The organism is Azospirillum griseum, from assembly GCF_003966125.1.
GTDB lineage: Bacteria > Pseudomonadota > Alphaproteobacteria > Azospirillales > Azospirillaceae > Azospirillum > Azospirillum griseum.
In genome coordinates this window covers 158,051-173,290 of sequence record NZ_RXMA01000007.1, presented here as the reverse complement: position 1 = coordinate 173,290, position 15,240 = coordinate 158,051, and the positions used below count along the sequence as shown (strand labels likewise).

Below are 15,240 nucleotides of genomic sequence, written 5' to 3'. Positions count from 1 at the left end.
TGTGGGCCGCCCAACAGGACCGTATGACGGGAGGGAGGGGTGATTTCGAACGGGTGGCTCCAGACGAAAGACCTCTCCCTTTTTGTTTTGACACTTTCTTGAATCCACGCGTCCGCACGGCGTGCAAGACACAGGACACTGACCATGAACAGCCCTGGCGGGAAAAGCAGACTGGCGTCGCGCCTCAAGATTTCGCACAGGATATTCATCGGCTTCCTGGCCATGATCTGCCTGATCGTGTTTCTGGGCGTGCAGTATGTCAGCAGCGTCCGCAAGATCGGCGAAGAGCTGGATCATGTCATGGACACCGGCCAGGACGCGCTGACCACCTCCCATCTGGCCGATCTCAGCGAGCGCATGGACCGCGCGGTCCTGACCTACATCGCCTCGCAGACCGAACTGGACCTTGCGGGCGCGCGCAAGGAGGTCGAGGAGTTTGAAAAGGCGCTGGCCAATCTCAAGACCCAGACCAATTCGCCGGTCGATGAACAGAAGATGTCGGCCCTGACCACCATCGCCAGCCAATACCGCGCGGCGTTCGACGACGTCGTCAACGCGGTGGTGCTGCGGCGCGAGGGGGTGGGGCAAACCTTTCTGGTCGGCGCGCAGCTGAACACCACGGCGATGGCCATCGTCGACGCCGCCCAGTCCGGCACGGAAGCCGAAACGATGCAGGCCGCCCTGCGGTTGCAGCAGGCCCTGCAGGGAACCCGGATGTCGGCGGCCCGCTATTTCTCAACCTTCGATCCCAACGACGCCGGATCGGCCAAGAACGAACTGACCCGTCTGGGTGAGGCGGTGGCCGACGCCAAGGCCAAGACCGCCGCCAATCGTCGCATCCAGCGCTTCTTGACCGCGATGGAGCCGCAGATCGCGGCCTTTGCCAAAGGGCTGGAAACCGCCGTCGGCGGCACGCAAAAGCTGCTGGAGACCCAAAACAAGATCCGCCTGATCCTGGATCAGCTTATTTCCGGTGTGCGCGCCATCGTGACCTCCTTCTCCGATCTGCAAAAGCAGACGCAGGAGCGGGCGCTGGTGTCCATCGACTCCAGTGGACGGCAGGCCGTGGTCACACCCTTGATCGCGCTGTTGGGCGGCATTGTGTTCGCTGCTCTGATCGCGGCCTCCATCGTGCGGCCGATCCGCAGCATGACCACCGCGATGGCCGCGCTGGCCAAGGGCAACACCGCGACCGAGATTCCGGCCACCGGCAACCACGACGAGGTTGGCGACATGGCCCGCGCGGTGCAGGTGTTCAAGGAAAACGCCATCAACATGGACCGCATGCGGCACGAGCAGGAGGAATCCCGCGCCCGCAACGAGGCGGAAAAGCGCGCGACCATGAACGGGCTGGCGCAGAATTTCGAAAGCACCGTGATGGACGTGGTCGAACACGTCGTCCGGGAATCGGAAATCGTCCAGACCAACGCCAAGATGGTGTCGGAGGTGGCCGAACAGACGCTCCAACTCGCTGCGCAAGGCGCGTCGGCGACGGAGGAGGCCAGCACCAACGTGCAGATGGTGGCGGCGGCGGTGGAAGAGCTGTCGCGCTCGGTCGCGGCCATCAGCTCCCAGGCGTCGGAATCGACCGACATCGCCCGCAACGCCGTGGACGAAGCGCGCCAGACCAACGACGTGGTCGCCGCCCTGTCGGAAGCGGCCCGCCGGATCGGCGACGTCATCCATCTGATCGAAAACATCGCCAAGCAAACCAACCTGCTGGCGCTGAACGCCACCATCGAAGCCGCCCGCGCGGGCGAAGCGGGCAAGGGCTTCGCCGTGGTGGCGAGCGAGGTGAAGACGCTGGCCAACCAGACCACGGTCGCCACCGGCGAAATCAGCGTGCAGGTCGACGCCATCCAATCCTCCACCCAGAACGCGGTCGACGCCATCCGCCGCATCGGTGAAACCATCAACCGGATGGACAGCATCGCCATCAGCATTTCCACGGCGGTGCAGCACCAGTTCGAAGCGACGCAGGAGATCTCCGAGAATCTCCGCCAGGCCGCACTCGGGACCACCGAGGTCGCCAGCACCATCACCCATGTGCTGCACAAGGCGACCGACGCCGGATCGTCGGCGGAAACCCTGCTGGGCAGCTCCGGCATGCTGTCCGACCAGACGGCGGTTCTGAAGCAGGAGGTCAACTCCTTCACCGACCGCATCCGGGTCGGTTGACCGTCACAGGGCGCGATCGGCCGTCCGTTTCACGCAAAAGCCCCTTCCCTGCGGCAGCGGGGAAGGGGCTTTTGTTGTTTGGGCGCTGGGGTGGGTCGGTGGCGTCAGGCCGGGCGGGGCGCGTCGCTCATGGCGCGGGAGATCACCGCCCCCACCCCCAGCGCGGTGCAGACCAGGGCGACGCAGCCCGGCCAACCGGCGGCGGTCCAGGACAGGCCGGGCAGCACAGCGCCCAGGCTGCCGCCGATGTAGAAGAAGCAGACATACAGCCCCGCCGCCGCCCCCTTGTTGACGGTGGCGGTCCGGCCGACATAGCCGAGCGCGAGGGATTGGCACAGGAAGATCCCGGCGATGAACAGGCCGATGCCGGCGATCACCGCAACGAGATGGGGAAGCAGCAGCACCATCTGGCCGCAGAAACACACCCCCAGCGCCGCCAGAAAGGCCCCGCGTGTGCCAAAGCGCTGGATCAGCCGCCCGTTGAACGGGGCCGCCGAGGCGCTGATCGGGTAGACCAGAAAGACCAGACCGATGCCGCTCGCCGTCAGCAGAAAGGGCGGTCCGGCGAGGTGGAAACCGACATAGGACAGGGTCGCGGTCATTGAAAACAGCACGGTGGAGCCAAAGGCGCACACCGCGCGGATGCGCGGGTTGGCCAGATGGGCGCGCATCCCGGCGACGTGCGCGGCGATCCCCTCGATCGGGCGGCCCCGGTCGGCGGGCAGCCACAGCAGCACGACCAGCGCGCAGAGCGCGGAGATGAGGGCGAGCGCGGTGAAGCCGCTTTGCCAGCTCACCAACTCCGCCAGCAGCCCGGCGACGAAGCGCCCGGCAAAACCGCCCATCGCCGACCCCGACACGAACAGCCCGGTCATCGCCGCCGCCTGCGATCCGCTCCAGCGGCTGCTGATGTAGGCCACCGCCCCGGTGAACAAGGCGGGCAGGGCGATTCCCTGGGAAAACCGCACGCCCAGAAGCTGCGTCAGGTCATGGCACAGCGTCAGCAGCAGCGTCAGCGGGACCAACAGCAGAATGGCGGTCAGCATCGCGCGCTTGCGGCCAAACAGGTCGGTCAGCGGCCCGGCGACCGGGGCGGAGCAGGCCACCGCCAGCGTGGTTGCGCCGATCACCCCGCCGGTCGCCGCCGGGGTGGTCCCGAAATCAGCGGCCAGTTGGGGCAACACCGATTGCGGGGCGTAGAGCGGCAAAAAGGCGGAAAAGCCAAGCAGGAACACGGCGATCCGTTCCTGAAGCCGGACGGCGGTGGTGGCATCCTGTGCCAGTGTGGACAAGGGAACCCCTCCCATAAACGTTTGTGTCCGGGCAGGGCAGGGGGGTGCTCCCCCTGTCCCACCCGGACACGGACGTGGTGGTCAAACGCGATGGAGGCCGATCAGTCGCGGTCGAAATCCAGGCTGTCGTCGGTGGCGTCCTGCGAGGCGGGTTGCGAGGTCGGCTGCGTCTGGCCGAAGGTGGCGATCATGCCCTCCGGACCGCGCAGGCGGATGGTGGCGTTGATGCCGTTCACCGCCGACCAGAACAGCTTGTGCTGGCGGACGGACTCCTTGCGGTCGATCACCGCTTCGATCAGGCAGGGTCCCTTGGCCGCCATCGCGGCCTCCAGAGCGCGGTTGAAGCCGTCCAGATCGGCGATTTCCCAATGCTGCCAGCCGCAGGCCTTGGCCGCCGTGCCGATGCTGAGCGTCGGCGGCGACAGGAAATCCTGATATTCCGGCACGTTGGCGGTCGGCAGATACTCAAAGATGCCGCCGCCGCCGTTGTTCAGAACCACCACCACGATGTCCAGATCGCCCGCCAGCTGCAGGCTGCCGACGTCGTGGGAAAAGGCCATGTCGCCGATCATGCACACCGTCTTGGTGTGGCGCTGGGCCGCCGCGATGCCGGTCAGGGTGCCGATGGATCCGTCGATGCCGTTGGTCCCCCGGTTGGCCAGCAGGCGCAGGCGGGTGTCGGTGCTGCCCGAAAAGCTGTCGAAATCACGCACGCTCATCGAGTTGCCGGAGAACACCACCGCCCCGTCCGGGGCGGCCTTGATCAGGCGGCGAACGATGGGGGCCTCCCACAGCGTGGTGTCGAAGGCGCTGCGCGACAGCGTGTCGATGAAGGCGTCGCAGGCCATGAAGGACTGACGCCACACATCGGGCGCGGGTTTCAGGCGGCCCGATCCGGTCAGCGCCCGGCACAGGGTTTCCGGGCTGGAGCGGACGAGGTGGGTGGCGCGCAGCAGCGGATCGGACCAGCGGGTGGTCGGATCGACGACGATGTAATCCGACGCGCTGGATTCCTGCATGTAGCTCAGCACCGGCTTGGACATCGCCGGGCCGCCGAAATTCAGGATCCATTCCGGCTGATGGGTTTCGGTGAAGCGGTTGGCGCGCAGGAAGGCGTCGGCCCGCGCGATCACGCCCGCGTCGGCCGGCGCGCCGAAACGCAGGTTGCTGAAGGGATCGGCGATGATCGGCGCGGCCAGTTGGCGGGCCAGCTCATAGACCGCGTCGGCAAAGCCCGGCTCCTCGACATTCTCCGTGGCACCGCAGACGATGACGCCACGACGGCCCGACAGCGTGTCGGCCATCCGCTCCACATCCTCCGCCCGCAGTTGGATCACCGGTTCGGTGATGGTCGGCGGCTGGGGAACGGCGCGCTTGTTGCGCGTCTTCGGGACCAGCGGGTCGCGGAAGGGCTGGTTGACATGGACCGGGCCGGGCATCGGCCAAAGGCTTTGTTCGTAAATGCGCGAGGCCAGGGCCGAGAGGGTGCCGATGCTGGCGTCCGGCAGCGGCAGGCTGTGGGAGGAGCGGACATGCTCGCCATAGGCGCGGATCTGGTCGATCGCCTGGGCCGAGCAGCGGTCCTGATTTTCCGGCGCGCGGTCGGCGGTCAGCAGGATCAGCGGGATGAGGCCGGTCGACGCCTCCATCACCGCCGGGAAGAACTCGCCCACCGCCGAACCGGAGGTGCAGATCAGGATGGTCGGGCGGCGGCTGACGCGCGACAGGCCCAACGCGAAGAAGGCGGCCGACCGTTCGTCGATCACCACAGAGATTTGCAGCTTCGGGTTGGCGCGGCAGGCCAGCGCGAGCGGGGCCATCTGGGCACCCGGACACATCACGGCGTGCGTCACACCGGCGGCGACCAGCGAATCGATCAGGAAGGCCGCCCATTCAAAATTCAGTTCGGCGTCGCCCTGGACGATGCCGCGAAAGGTCGTGTTGTCCTTTTCCGCCGGGCGGTTGTCGGTCGGCGGCGCGCTCGTCGCGGCGGCGGGCGCGGCTTTGACGAGGTCGAGACTGCCAGTTGCACTCATGCGGTGAATCTCCTTTGCGACGGCCGCCAACACAGCGCGGACACCCGGTTATTGCACCATTGAGGGAAAAAATAAAAAGATTTCCTCTCATTCGATGAATGTGCAGCGCAGCGCGAACTATTTTCGAATCATAAAACTGCAATTGAGCGTGGTTTAAATTGCGTGAAACACGAATGTGTGTCGGATTGAGACGATGATTCTTGGAAACAACTCGCATTTTATCAAAAAATTTGACCACCGATCAGAGATTTTGTGCAATCGCAAAACACCTTAAGGTTTTATCCCATTGGCACCTCGATCCGGCGTCCGGGCAGGCGCAAAAGAAAGGGCCGTCCGTTGCCGGTGCGGCCCCTGCCTTTCAAGGCGGTTTGTGGTGTGATGCGGTCCGTTTGAACGCAACGCGGCGTGTCACGTCATGGGCGGGTCGGTGTTACAGCGGGATGAGCGGAGCCACCGCGCGGTCGCTGTCCAGCGGGCTGGCGGCCAGACCGGCGGCCACACCGGCGCGGTCGGCGGCGTTGCGGTTCTGGCTGAGCTTGCGCTTGCCCTCCAGCCGCCGGATCGGCAGGCGCAGGCCGACGATGCCGCGCAACTGGGCCTGGATAAAGTCGGGCGGGGCGTCCGCCACCGACCAGGGGGTGGGGCGTCCGCCCTCGTGCCGGTCGGTCAGGCGGGTGACGAGCGCCAGCAGGCGGGCGGGGTCGTCGAAGACCTCCAGCGGACCAAAGGCCTGGACGGCAATGTAGTTCCAGGTCGGGACCACCTTTTCCGTCTCCCGCTTGGTCGGATACCAGCCGGGGGAGACATAGGCGTCCGGCCCCATGAACAGGGCCAGCGCGTCGCCGATCGGTGGGGTGTGGGCCTGCGGGTTGGCGCGCGAAAAATGGCCGTAGAGGGTTCCGTGCTCGCCCTCCGTCTCGTCGAACAGCAGCGGCAGCGGGGTGGCCAGCGGCCCATCGGCGGTGGCGGTGATGATCTGGGCAAGCCGGGTGGCGCGGATGGTGTCCCGCACCCGGTCGGTGTCGTCGTCGCGAAAGGCGGGGGGAATGTGCATCGGTGTGGTCTCCTTGCGTCGTTCCCCACGGATGACAGACAATCTGGATTGGGGGAACATCCAGTTCCAACGCATTTTGGTGGGCCAGTTGATGCAGGACGGTGTGGCGCGGCGGATCGTGGCGGCGATCAAGGAACGGATCCACAACGGTTTTCACCCGCCCGGCAGCCGTCTGCCCGCCACCCGCGCCCTGGCGGCGGAGTGGGGAGTGTCGCGCACCACGGTGACGGCGGCCTATGGGCAATTGATCGCCGAGGGCTTTCTGGACAGCCGCCCCGGCGCGCGGGCGGTGGTGGTGCCGGGGGTGGGGCGGCGATGCCCACCGCCGAACCGCCGCCGGACGGCGCGCGTCGGTTGTCGGCCTTTGCCCAGCGGCTGCTGGCGCTGCCGCCTCCGGCTCCGACGCGGTCGGTGCGGGTGGCGGATTTCCGCTATGGCGACCTGTCGGGGGCGGATTTTCCGGTTTTGGCGTGGCGACGGGCGGTCAACCGGGTCTGCCTGCGGCGTCCGGCGCGGCTGCGCTACGACGACCCGCGCGGGTCGGAGTCGCTGCGGGACGCGCTGCACGGTTATCTGTGGCGCGCGCGTGGCATCCGTTGCACGCCGGAGCGGATCATCATTGTCAACGGCTCGCAACAGGGGGTGGATCTGTGCGCGCGGCTGCTGCTCGACCCTGGCGACCGGTTTCTGTTCGAAAACCCCGGCTACGCGCTGGCGCGCCATGCCTTTGCGGCGGTTGGCGGGGTGGAGATTCCGGTTGCGGTGGACGCCGAGGGCCTGCGCACCGACGGGTTGCGCGGCGAGGCGCTGGCGGCGGCGGCGCTGGCCTATGTCACGCCGTCGCACCAGTTTCCGCTGGGCGGGGTGCTGTCGGCGGCGCGGCGGCGGGCCTTGCTGGACTGGGCGGCGCGCGGCGGCGGCGTGGTGGTCGAGGATGATTACGATGGGGAGTACCGTCACGGCGTCGCCCCGATTCCGCCGCTCCAGACGCTGGCCCCGGAGTCGGTGATCTATGTCGGCACCCTGTCGAAAACGCTGTCGCCAACCCTGCGGCTGGGCTACCTCGTCGTCCCGCCGGGGTTGGAGCGGCCCTTTGCCGAGGCCAAGCGCCTGACCGACCGCCACGCCCCGCTGTTGGAGCAGGAGGCGGTGGCCGACCTGATGATCAGCGGGGCTTATGACCGCCATGTCCGCAGCGTCCGCCGCAGGAACGCCGAGCGGCGGGCGGCGCTGCTGGCGGCGCTGGCGACTGAGCTGGGCGATTCCGCCCTGGTGGCCGGAACCGAGGCCGGGTTGCACGTCGTGCTGTGGCTGCCGGGAATCCCCGCCGATCAGGAGGCCGCGCTGGTGGCCGAGGGGCAGGCTGCCGGGATCGGGCTGTATCCGGTGTCACCGCTTTACGCGCCGGGCGGGGAGCGCCCGGCCTGCGCCGGTCTGGTCATGGGCTACGCCGCGTTGGACGCGGAGACGGTGCGCCGGGGGGTGGCGGTGCTGGCCGGGCTGGTCGTGGCGCGAAACCGCTCATCGGATTGATAAAAATCTGATATGAGTTGCACAGCCCTGCGCGCGCCGCGCCGGGCCTCATCCTGGCGACAATGGGGAGTGACAAGAATGAAACGCGTGCTTGCGACGGTTGTTTCGGCGATTGTTCTCTGCGCTGCGGGTGCGTCCTTTGCCGCCGACACCTACAACACGGTTCCGGCGGGCGATGCCCAATACGCCCAGTGCCTGAGCTATTCCAAGTCCATCTACACCGGTGGCGACGAAGCCAGCCTGATCCCCGGCCAGACCAAGGCCCAGGCTTGGTGCACCTGCATGTGGAACGAAACCCCCGACGATTTCCGGGGCAGCCTGGCGAAGTTCGCCGAAACCGACAAGGGTGCGGCCATGAACAAGCTGTGCGAACGCTATTCCGGCTGGAACAGCTGACGCCGGTCGGTGTGTGAACGCGGCGTCGGTTCCGTCCGTGGCGGTTCCGACGCCGCGCCGGTTCGGTCAGGTGCTCTCCCGCCCGACGAAGCGCAGGCCGAGATCCAGGCGGCGGCTCTTCGGTTTGCGGCCTTCCATCAACTCCAGCAGCATCGCCGCCGATTCCCGCCCGATCTCGTAACGCGGGGTGGCCACCGTCGTCAGCGCCGGGGTGGTCCAGGCCGAGGCGGCCAGATCGTTGAACCCGGCGATGGCCAACCGCTCCGGCACACGCACGCCGCGCCGTTGGCATTGGTAGAGCGCGCCCTGCGCCAGATCGTCGTTGCAGAAGAACATGGCGTCGCAATCGACCTCGCCATCGACGATGCGGTCGAGCATCGCCGCGCCCAGGCTGAGGGAGGAGGGTTCCGGCACCTGCAACACCCGGCGGGGGTCGTACAGCCCGGCCTCGCGCAACGCCTGTCGGTAGCCGTCCAGCCGGGCCAGCGTGCGCGGGTCCAACTGCACAGCGGCAAACCCGATGCGGCGGTAGCCGCGTTCCAGCAAATGGCGGGTCATCAAATGCCCGCCTTCGAACTGCGAACAGCCGACGCTGTAGCGGTCCGGGTCGTCGAGCAGTTCCATCATGTGGACGGTCGGGCTGCGCAGAGCGGCAAGGTAGGTCTGGGTGGCGGCGGTGTGGTCGTTGCCGGTCAACAGGATGCCGTCGGGCTGGAATTGCAGATAGGCGCGCAGCAGCCGCTCCTCCTCCACCGGCGAATAGTGCGAGACACCGATCAGAAGCTGATAGCCGCGCGGGTGCAGCACGTCGTGGATCCCGGCCAGCGTTTCGACGAACACGGTGTTGGTCATCGATGGAATCAGCACCGCGACGGTCATCGACCGGGCCGAAGCGAGCGCGCTGGCGGCCTGGTTGGGGACATAGCCCATGCCCTGCGCCACCTCCAGAATCCGGGTGCGCAGATCGGGGGCGACCAGTTCCGGGCGTTTGAAGGCGCGCGACACGGTGATGGCGCTGACCCCGGCCCGTTCCGCCACATCGGCCATGGTGGCCCGCCCGGTGCGCGAGGAACGCGGCTTGCGCGGTTTTCCGGCGCTGCTGCCGGAGGGGCTGGCGGTGGCGGGGGCGGGCGGTTCCGGGCGGCGGTTGGTCACGGGGTGGCGGTTCCTTGGCGCTGGCCACGCGGATGACGCCGCGCGGAGGTGGATGATGGCGGTCGTCATCGTCGCAGCGCAAGGCGATTGTCGTCTGACCTGCCCTCAAACCCGCCCGCCGGGCCTGTGCCGGGACCTTCGTGCCCCGGTTCCGCCCTGACGGTCCCCTTCCAGCCGCCAGCCCCTACGATGGGGGGCGAGACAGGATGCGGTCGGCCTCGACGCGCCAGTCGTCGGACCGGGCGAAAGCGGGGCTGTCCTTCGGTCCGAAGACGCCCTGTCCGGCCTGTTCGGCCACCCAGGCCTGACGGTCGGCGGTGCCGGACGCCGACCAGGGGGTCAGGCCGATCTCGCGCACCGTCTGCGCCACCTCGCGCATTTCCTCCGCCCGGCGGGCACCATGCTGGATCACCCGCTGGAAGAAATAGGCCCCGGTCTGTTCCCAATCGATGCCGGGAAAGGTTTCCGCCAGCGACGCCAGCACCGCGTCCTCAACCCCATAGGCGCGCGCGGCGGTGAAGCTTTCGATCACCATGGCCTCAAGCCCCTTGATCATCACCGACCGGCACATCTTGGTGGCCGACGCCACGCCCAGCCGCGCGTCCGCCACCGTGGCGGCAAAGCCGAGCGCGGTCAGCCCCGGTTCCAGCCCGGCGGCGTCGGGGCCGCCCAGCAGCAGCGGCACCTTGATCCGGTAGGGCGGGACCGACGTCATCACCGCCCCCTCGACGAAGCGGCCACCCACCGCCGCCACCCGCTCCGCCGCCCGCGCCTTGGCACCGGGCGAGGCGGAATTGAGGTCGAGATACCAGCCGCCCGCGCGCACCCCCGGCGCGGCGGCTTCGGCCACCGCCACCGCCTGGGCGGCGGTCACGGCGACGATCACCAGATCGGCCGCCGCCGCCAGCCGGGCCGGATCGGCGATCAGGGCGACGCCGTGGCGTGCGGCGTGGTCGATCAGCGGCTGTTCGTCCGGGCCGCCCAGCTTGATGTCCGAGGCGAGCAGGCGGGTCACGCCGCGCGCGGCCAAATCCTCGGCCAGGATGCGGCCCACCTCGCCATAGCCGATCAGGCCGATGGTCCAGTCCTGCCAAGGGGTTGCGGTTTGGGTCATGGCGTCAGTCCACATAGGTGAGGCCAGCCTTCGCCAACCCCTCGCGCATGGAATACAGGTCGAGGCCGAGTTCCCCGGCGGCCAGACGCGCGCGCTTGCCCGCCTCGTTGGCTTCGCGCGCGTGCGCGGCGTCGGCGGCGGCGGCGGCGGCCGCCGCCGGAACCACCACCACCCCGTCGTCGTCGGCGATCACCACATCGCCGGGATGGACCAGCGCCCCGGCGCAGACGACCGGGACGTTGACGCTGCCCAGGGTCGCCTTGACGGTCCCCTTGGCGCTGATCGCCTTGGAGAACACGGGAAAATTCATCGCGGTCAGATCGCGGACGTCGCGCACGCCGCCGTCGATGACCAGCCCCACCGCCCCCCGCGCCCGGAAGGAGGTGGCGAGCAGATCGCCGAAGAATCCATCGCTGCTGTCGGCCGTCACCGCCGCGACCACCACGTCGCCGGGCTGAATCTGTTCGGCGGCGACGTGCAGCATCCAATTGTCGCCCGGTTGCAGCAGCACCGTCACCGCCGTGCCGCACAGGCGTGCCCCGGCGTAGATCGGCCGCAGGGTGGGCTTCATCAGCCCGACCCGCCCCATGGCCTCGTGCACGGTTGAGACGCCGAAGGCGGACAGGCGGTCCACTGCGGCCCGGTCGGCCCGCAGGATGGTGCGCTTCACGATGCCCAGAGTGTTCATGCGGTTGGTCATGCTCATGATCAGCGTCCTTTGGCCTTGAGCGCCCGGTCCAGGCGCGGGTAGACGCGGCGCGCGTTGCCCTCATAGACCTTGAAGCGGTCCTCATCGGACAGGTTCAGCGTCGCGTCGATGTAGCGGCGGGTGTCGTCGTAGGCGTGCCCGGTCTCCGGATCGATGCCGCGCACCGCGCCGATCATCTCCGACGCGAACAGGATGTTGTCGACCGGAATGACCGTGGTCAGCAGGTCGATCCCCGGCTGGTGATAGACGCAGGTGTCGAAAAAGATGTTGTGCAGCAGATGCTCGCGGAGCTGCGGCTTCTTCAGCTCCTGCGCCAGACCACGGAACCGGCCCCAATGGTAGGGAACGGCCCCGCCGCCGTGGGGGATGATGAATTTCAGCGTGGGAAAATCCTTGAACAGGTCCGAGGTCAGACATTGCATGAACGCCGTGGTGTCGGCGTTCAGGTAATGGGCGCCGGTGGTGTGGAAGCAGGCGTTGCAGGAGGTCGAGACGTGGATCATCGCCGGCAGGTCATAGGCGACCATCGCCTCGTAGATCGGGTACCAGGAACGGTCGGACAGCGGCGGCGACGTCCAATGCCCACCCGACGGGTCGGGGTTGAGGTTGATGGCGACGACGCCATACTCGGTGACGCACTTTTCAAGTTCCGGCAGGCAGGTCTTGGGATCGACGCCCGGCGATTGCGGCAGCATGGCCGCGCCGATGAAATGGTCGGGAAAGAGTCGCGCGACCCGGTGGCACAGCTCGTTGCAGATCGCCGCCCAGGTGGCGGAGGTCTGGAAATCGCCGATGTGGTGCGCCATGAAGCTCGCCCGTGGCGAAAACACGGTGAGGTCCAGACCGCGTTCCCGCATCTTGGCAAGTTGGTTGGTCTCGATGCTCTCGATCAAGGCGTCGTCGCTGATGGAGAGGTCCGACGCCTTGGGCGCTTGGGACGGATCGGTCAGACCGGCGATCTGCCGGGCGCGCCAGTCCTCCAGCGCCTTGGGTGCGGTGGTGTAATGGCCGTGAATGTCGATGATCATGGGCGTGCGCTCACTTGCTCGTGTCCGTGTTCCAGGCAAGGGCTTCCCGGCCCTGCTTGCCCGCGACCGAATAAAGGGCGTTCGGGGCGTTGCGGGTGGCCTGGAACCGCTCCAGCGTCTGGCCGCGCATGGCGGCGTAGATGTGCAGGTTCGACACGCCGACGACCGCCCCCAGCTTTTCCAGCATGAAGAAGATGACGCCGTAGCGGATCAGGGCGTCCCAATCGCGGCGGCGGACCATGTCCTTTTCCTCCTCGGTCAAGCCAGCGGCGGCAAAGCTCGCCTCCGGCTCGTCCAGGAAGCGTTGGCGGTGCGCCGGGTCGATCATGCGGTGCAGGAATTTGTTGAGACGGTAGGCGCGGACGCTGACCGCGTGGGTGAAGGGGTGGATGCCCGCGATGGCCTCGGCCCCCGCCAACTGATGGGCGATGTGCGCGCGCTGCTCCGCCTCCTTGTCCTTGGGCAGCGGCCGGTCGCGGTTCTCGTAGATCGCGGTGGCGATCCCGGTCATCGACGGCAGGCAATAGGACTGGTGCACCGTCTCGATGCTGGCCGACAGCGCGCCGCGCATGATCAGCCACATGATGACCTCGGCCCCCTCGACACCGCCCAGCTCGGCGTAATCCGCGATGGTCAGGCGGGTCAGCGCCTCCGGGTCGTTCGCGAACAGGTCCAGGAACTGGCGGTCCCATTCGGTGTTGTTGAAACCGGCCCTGGCCCCATGCACCTGATGGGACAGGCCGCCGGTGGCGACGATGGCGACCGTCATATCCTCCGGGTAGGATTCGATGGCCCGGCGCAGCGCCCGGCCCAGCTTGTAACAGCGCGCCGCCGACGGGATCGGGAATTGCAGCACGCCCACCGCCAGCGGCACGATCGGGACCGGCCATGCGCCGTCCGGGCGGTCGCACAGCACCGACAGCGGCGACAGGCAGCCATGGTCGAGCGGCTTGTCCTGGAAAAAGGACATGTCGAACTCGTCGGCCATCAGCGAGGCCCCGATGTGCTGGGCGAGGGCGGCGTGGCCGGGGACCGGCGGCAGATCGCGCGCGCCACCGCCCTCGTCGGCGACGCCGTATTGGGTGTCGATGCCCAGGGTGAAGGCGGAATAATGGTCGAAGAAGAAGGACGTCACGTGATCGTTGAAGATCATGAACAGGGCGTCGGGCTTCTTCTCCACCAGCCAGCGGCGCACCGGTTCGAACCCTTCGAAGATCGGTGCCCAAACCGGGTCGTGGCGCTTGTCGCCATCCACGGCGAATCCGATGGTCGGGGTGTGGGAACAGGCGATGCCGCCGATGATCCGTGCCATGCTGTGGTGTCTCCTTGCTCGCGCGCGGTCGGGCGCAATGGTCGGCGCAATGATGGGTGTTCAGCCCCGGGCCTGGGCGGGTTGTCCGGCGTCATCGGTCACGACCGACCGCAACGCCAGACCGTTCAGCAGGATGGCCCCGGCGGCCAGCACGGCGGGAAGGGCCAGGGCGGAGAAAATCCCCTCGAACCCCCACCCGAAGCTGAGCAGAAGCCCGCCGATGGACGACCCAAGAATGCTGCCGAGCCGACCGACGCCCAGCATCCAGCTGACCCCGGTGGCGCGGGCCAGCGTCGGGTAGCAGCCGGGGGCAAAGGCGTTCAGACCGGTCTGCGCGCCGCTCATGCAGAAGCCGACGATTCCGACGACCAGGGCCAGCCAGGCCGATTGCAGCCCGCCGACACCGAGAAACACCAGGGCGACACCGCCCAGGCAATAGGCGGCCCCGATGGTGCGGTTGGCCCCGAAACGGTCCATCGCCAGCCCGACCAGCACCGCGCCGATGGTCCCGCCCAATTGGAACATCGCCGTCACGTTGGCCGCCCGGTCGATGGACATGCCCGCGTCCTTCATCATGGTCGGCAGCCAGCTCGTGGTCAGATAGATGACCAGCAGGCCCATGAAATACGTCACCCACAGGGTGAAGGTGCGCAGCGCAAAGGCACGGGTGAACAGGACGGCGAAGGGCTGCTTGGCCGCGACCGCCTCCTCCTTCAGGGTGAAGCGGGCAAAGCCCGACAGATCGGTGCCGGTGATGCGCGACAACACCGCGCGGATGCGGTCGGTCTCAACGCCGCGCACCACCATGTAGCGCGCCGATTCCGGCAGGGCGACGCAGAGCAGCGGGAACAGCGCCAGCGGCACGGCGGCCCCGAAATAGAGGACCGATTGCCAGCCATGGACCGGCAGCAACCAGGCGGCGACGAAGCCGATCAGGGCCGAGCCGAAGTTGAAGCCGGTGAACATGGTCGCCAGCAGGAAGGATTTCGACCGCTCCGGCAGATACTCCGACAGCAGCGTCGTGGTGTTGGGCATCGCCGCCCCCAGACCAAGCCCGGTCAGGAAACGCAGGATCGCCATCTCCATCGGGTCGCGGGTGAAGGCGGTGAGCAGGGTGAACACCCCAAAGCTCAACACCGACATCAGCAGCACGCGCCGCCGCCCGAACCAGTCGGACGAGGATCCCGCCAGGATCGCCCCGACCGCCAGACCGATGGGGGCCGCCCCCATGACCATGCCGAAGGCCGGGCGGGAAATGCCCCATTCGCCGATGATGGAGGGGGCGACAAAGCCCATGATGGCCACATCCATGCCGTCGGCCAGCACGATGAGAAAGCAGAGAACCGTCAGGATCCATTGGCGCGCGGACATGCGGCGTCCGTCGATGAAGGATCGTATTTCCAGTGTGGCGGGCGCGGTCATGGTGTCCTCCC

12 protein-coding genes and 1 pseudogene are annotated in these 15,240 nt (G+C 67.6%); 4 read left to right on the top strand and 9 right to left on the bottom strand.

Features of this window, described 5'->3' with window-relative positions:
- Positions 1 to 144 precede the first annotated feature (144 nt).
- Positions 145 to 2,178, top strand: coding sequence for a methyl-accepting chemotaxis protein (locus EJ903_RS10035; RefSeq protein WP_126614685.1), 2,034 nt, complete (start codon positions 145 to 147; stop codon positions 2,176 to 2,178).
- 104 nt (positions 2,179 to 2,282) lie between these two features.
- Here EJ903_RS10035 and EJ903_RS10030 read toward each other — a convergent pair whose 3' ends face one another.
- The 3 genes from EJ903_RS10030 to EJ903_RS10020 all read right to left on the bottom strand — a co-directional run bounded on the left by EJ903_RS10030 (position 2,283) and on the right by EJ903_RS10020 (position 6,560).
- On the bottom strand, positions 2,283 to 3,470 hold the full coding sequence (locus tag EJ903_RS10030; protein WP_246015416.1) for an MFS transporter: 1,188 nt from the start codon (positions 3,468 to 3,470) through the stop codon (positions 2,283 to 2,285).
- A gap of 101 nt (positions 3,471 to 3,571) precedes the next feature.
- Entirely contained in the window at positions 3,572 to 5,506 is a 1,935-nt protein-coding gene (gene menD / locus EJ903_RS10025; RefSeq protein WP_126614681.1) for a 2-succinyl-5-enolpyruvyl-6-hydroxy-3-cyclohexene-1-carboxylic-acid synthase, read from the bottom strand.
- 430 nt (positions 5,507 to 5,936) lie between these two features.
- A complete protein-coding gene (locus EJ903_RS10020; protein WP_126614679.1) occupies positions 5,937 to 6,560 on the bottom strand; it encodes an FMN-binding negative transcriptional regulator in 624 nt (207 codons plus the stop codon).
- Here EJ903_RS10020 and EJ903_RS28145 point away from each other — a divergent pair.
- From EJ903_RS28145 to EJ903_RS10010, 3 genes and pseudogenes are all read left to right on the top strand, one after another.
- Positions 6,478 to 6,843: pseudogene (locus EJ903_RS28145) on the top strand (GntR family transcriptional regulator); the annotation flags it as partial. The gene EJ903_RS10020 and the pseudogene EJ903_RS28145 overlap by 83 nt on opposite strands.
- Before the next feature lie 32 nt (positions 6,844 to 6,875).
- On the top strand, positions 6,876 to 8,093 hold the full coding sequence (locus tag EJ903_RS10015) for an aminotransferase-like domain-containing protein (protein WP_210211413.1): 1,218 nt from the start codon (positions 6,876 to 6,878) through the stop codon (positions 8,091 to 8,093).
- Between the two features lie 78 nt (positions 8,094 to 8,171).
- Positions 8,172 to 8,489 (top strand): hypothetical protein, encoded by a 318-nt coding sequence (locus EJ903_RS10010; protein WP_126614677.1) that lies wholly within the window; start codon positions 8,172 to 8,174, stop codon positions 8,487 to 8,489.
- 66 nt (positions 8,490 to 8,555) lie between these two features.
- Here the strand turns inward: EJ903_RS10010 and gntR are convergent, their stop codons facing one another.
- The 6 genes from gntR to EJ903_RS09980 all read right to left on the bottom strand — a co-directional run bounded on the left by gntR (position 8,556) and on the right by EJ903_RS09980 (position 15,229).
- Positions 8,556 to 9,644 carry an HTH-type transcriptional regulator GntR gene (gene gntR / locus EJ903_RS10005; RefSeq protein ID WP_246015414.1) on the bottom strand — a complete coding sequence of 363 codons (1,089 nt, stop codon included), beginning with the start codon at positions 9,642 to 9,644 and terminating at the stop codon, positions 8,556 to 8,558.
- 184 nt (positions 9,645 to 9,828) lie between these two features.
- Positions 9,829 to 10,758 carry a DUF1932 domain-containing protein gene (locus EJ903_RS10000; protein WP_126614675.1) on the bottom strand — a complete coding sequence of 310 codons (930 nt, stop codon included), beginning with the start codon at positions 10,756 to 10,758 and terminating at the stop codon, positions 9,829 to 9,831.
- A gap of 4 nt (positions 10,759 to 10,762) precedes the next feature.
- Positions 10,763 to 11,464 carry a 4-carboxy-4-hydroxy-2-oxoadipate aldolase/oxaloacetate decarboxylase gene (ligK, locus tag EJ903_RS09995; RefSeq protein ID WP_281274759.1) on the bottom strand — a complete coding sequence of 234 codons (702 nt, stop codon included), beginning with the start codon at positions 11,462 to 11,464 and terminating at the stop codon, positions 10,763 to 10,765.
- Positions 11,465 to 11,466: 2 nt separating this feature from the next.
- Positions 11,467 to 12,495, bottom strand: coding sequence for an amidohydrolase family protein (locus EJ903_RS09990; RefSeq protein ID WP_126614673.1), 1,029 nt, complete (start codon positions 12,493 to 12,495; stop codon positions 11,467 to 11,469).
- A 10-nt stretch (positions 12,496 to 12,505) separates the two neighbouring features.
- Complete coding sequence (locus EJ903_RS09985; protein ID WP_126614671.1) at positions 12,506 to 13,807, bottom strand: gallate dioxygenase; 1,302 nt, start codon at positions 13,805 to 13,807, stop codon at positions 12,506 to 12,508.
- 60 nt (positions 13,808 to 13,867) lie between these two features.
- The gene (locus EJ903_RS09980) at positions 13,868 to 15,229 is read right to left on the bottom strand and encodes an MFS transporter (RefSeq protein ID WP_126614669.1); all 1,362 of its coding nucleotides are present in this window, start codon (positions 15,227 to 15,229) and stop codon (positions 13,868 to 13,870) included.
- Between the last annotated feature and the right edge of the window lie 11 nt (positions 15,230 to 15,240).

What these genes read in the sequence shown, in the direction of transcription:
- EJ903_RS10035 (WP_126614685.1), top strand. Translation starts at nt 145, where the DNA reads ATGAACAGCCCTGGCGGGAAAAGCAGACTGGCGTCGCGCCTCAAGATT.
- menD (WP_126614681.1), bottom strand. Translation starts at nt 5,506, where the DNA reads ATGAGTGCAACTGGCAGTCTCGACCTCGTCAAAGCCGCGCCCGCCGCC.
- EJ903_RS10020 (WP_126614679.1), bottom strand. Translation starts at nt 6,560, where the DNA reads ATGCACATTCCCCCCGCCTTTCGCGACGACGACACCGACCGGGTGCGG.
- EJ903_RS10015 (WP_210211413.1), top strand. Translation starts at nt 6,876, where the DNA reads ATGCCCACCGCCGAACCGCCGCCGGACGGCGCGCGTCGGTTGTCGGCC.
- EJ903_RS10010 (WP_126614677.1), top strand. Translation starts at nt 8,172, where the DNA reads ATGAAACGCGTGCTTGCGACGGTTGTTTCGGCGATTGTTCTCTGCGCT.
- EJ903_RS10000 (WP_126614675.1), bottom strand. Translation starts at nt 10,758, where the DNA reads ATGACCCAAACCGCAACCCCTTGGCAGGACTGGACCATCGGCCTGATC.
- ligK (WP_281274759.1), bottom strand. Translation starts at nt 11,464, where the DNA reads ATGAGCATGACCAACCGCATGAACACTCTGGGCATCGTGAAGCGCACC.
- EJ903_RS09990 (WP_126614673.1), bottom strand. Translation starts at nt 12,495, where the DNA reads ATGATCATCGACATTCACGGCCATTACACCACCGCACCCAAGGCGCTG.
- EJ903_RS09985 (WP_126614671.1), bottom strand. Translation starts at nt 13,807, where the DNA reads ATGGCACGGATCATCGGCGGCATCGCCTGTTCCCACACCCCGACCATC.
- EJ903_RS09980 (WP_126614669.1), bottom strand. Translation starts at nt 15,229, where the DNA reads ATGACCGCGCCCGCCACACTGGAAATACGATCCTTCATCGACGGACGC.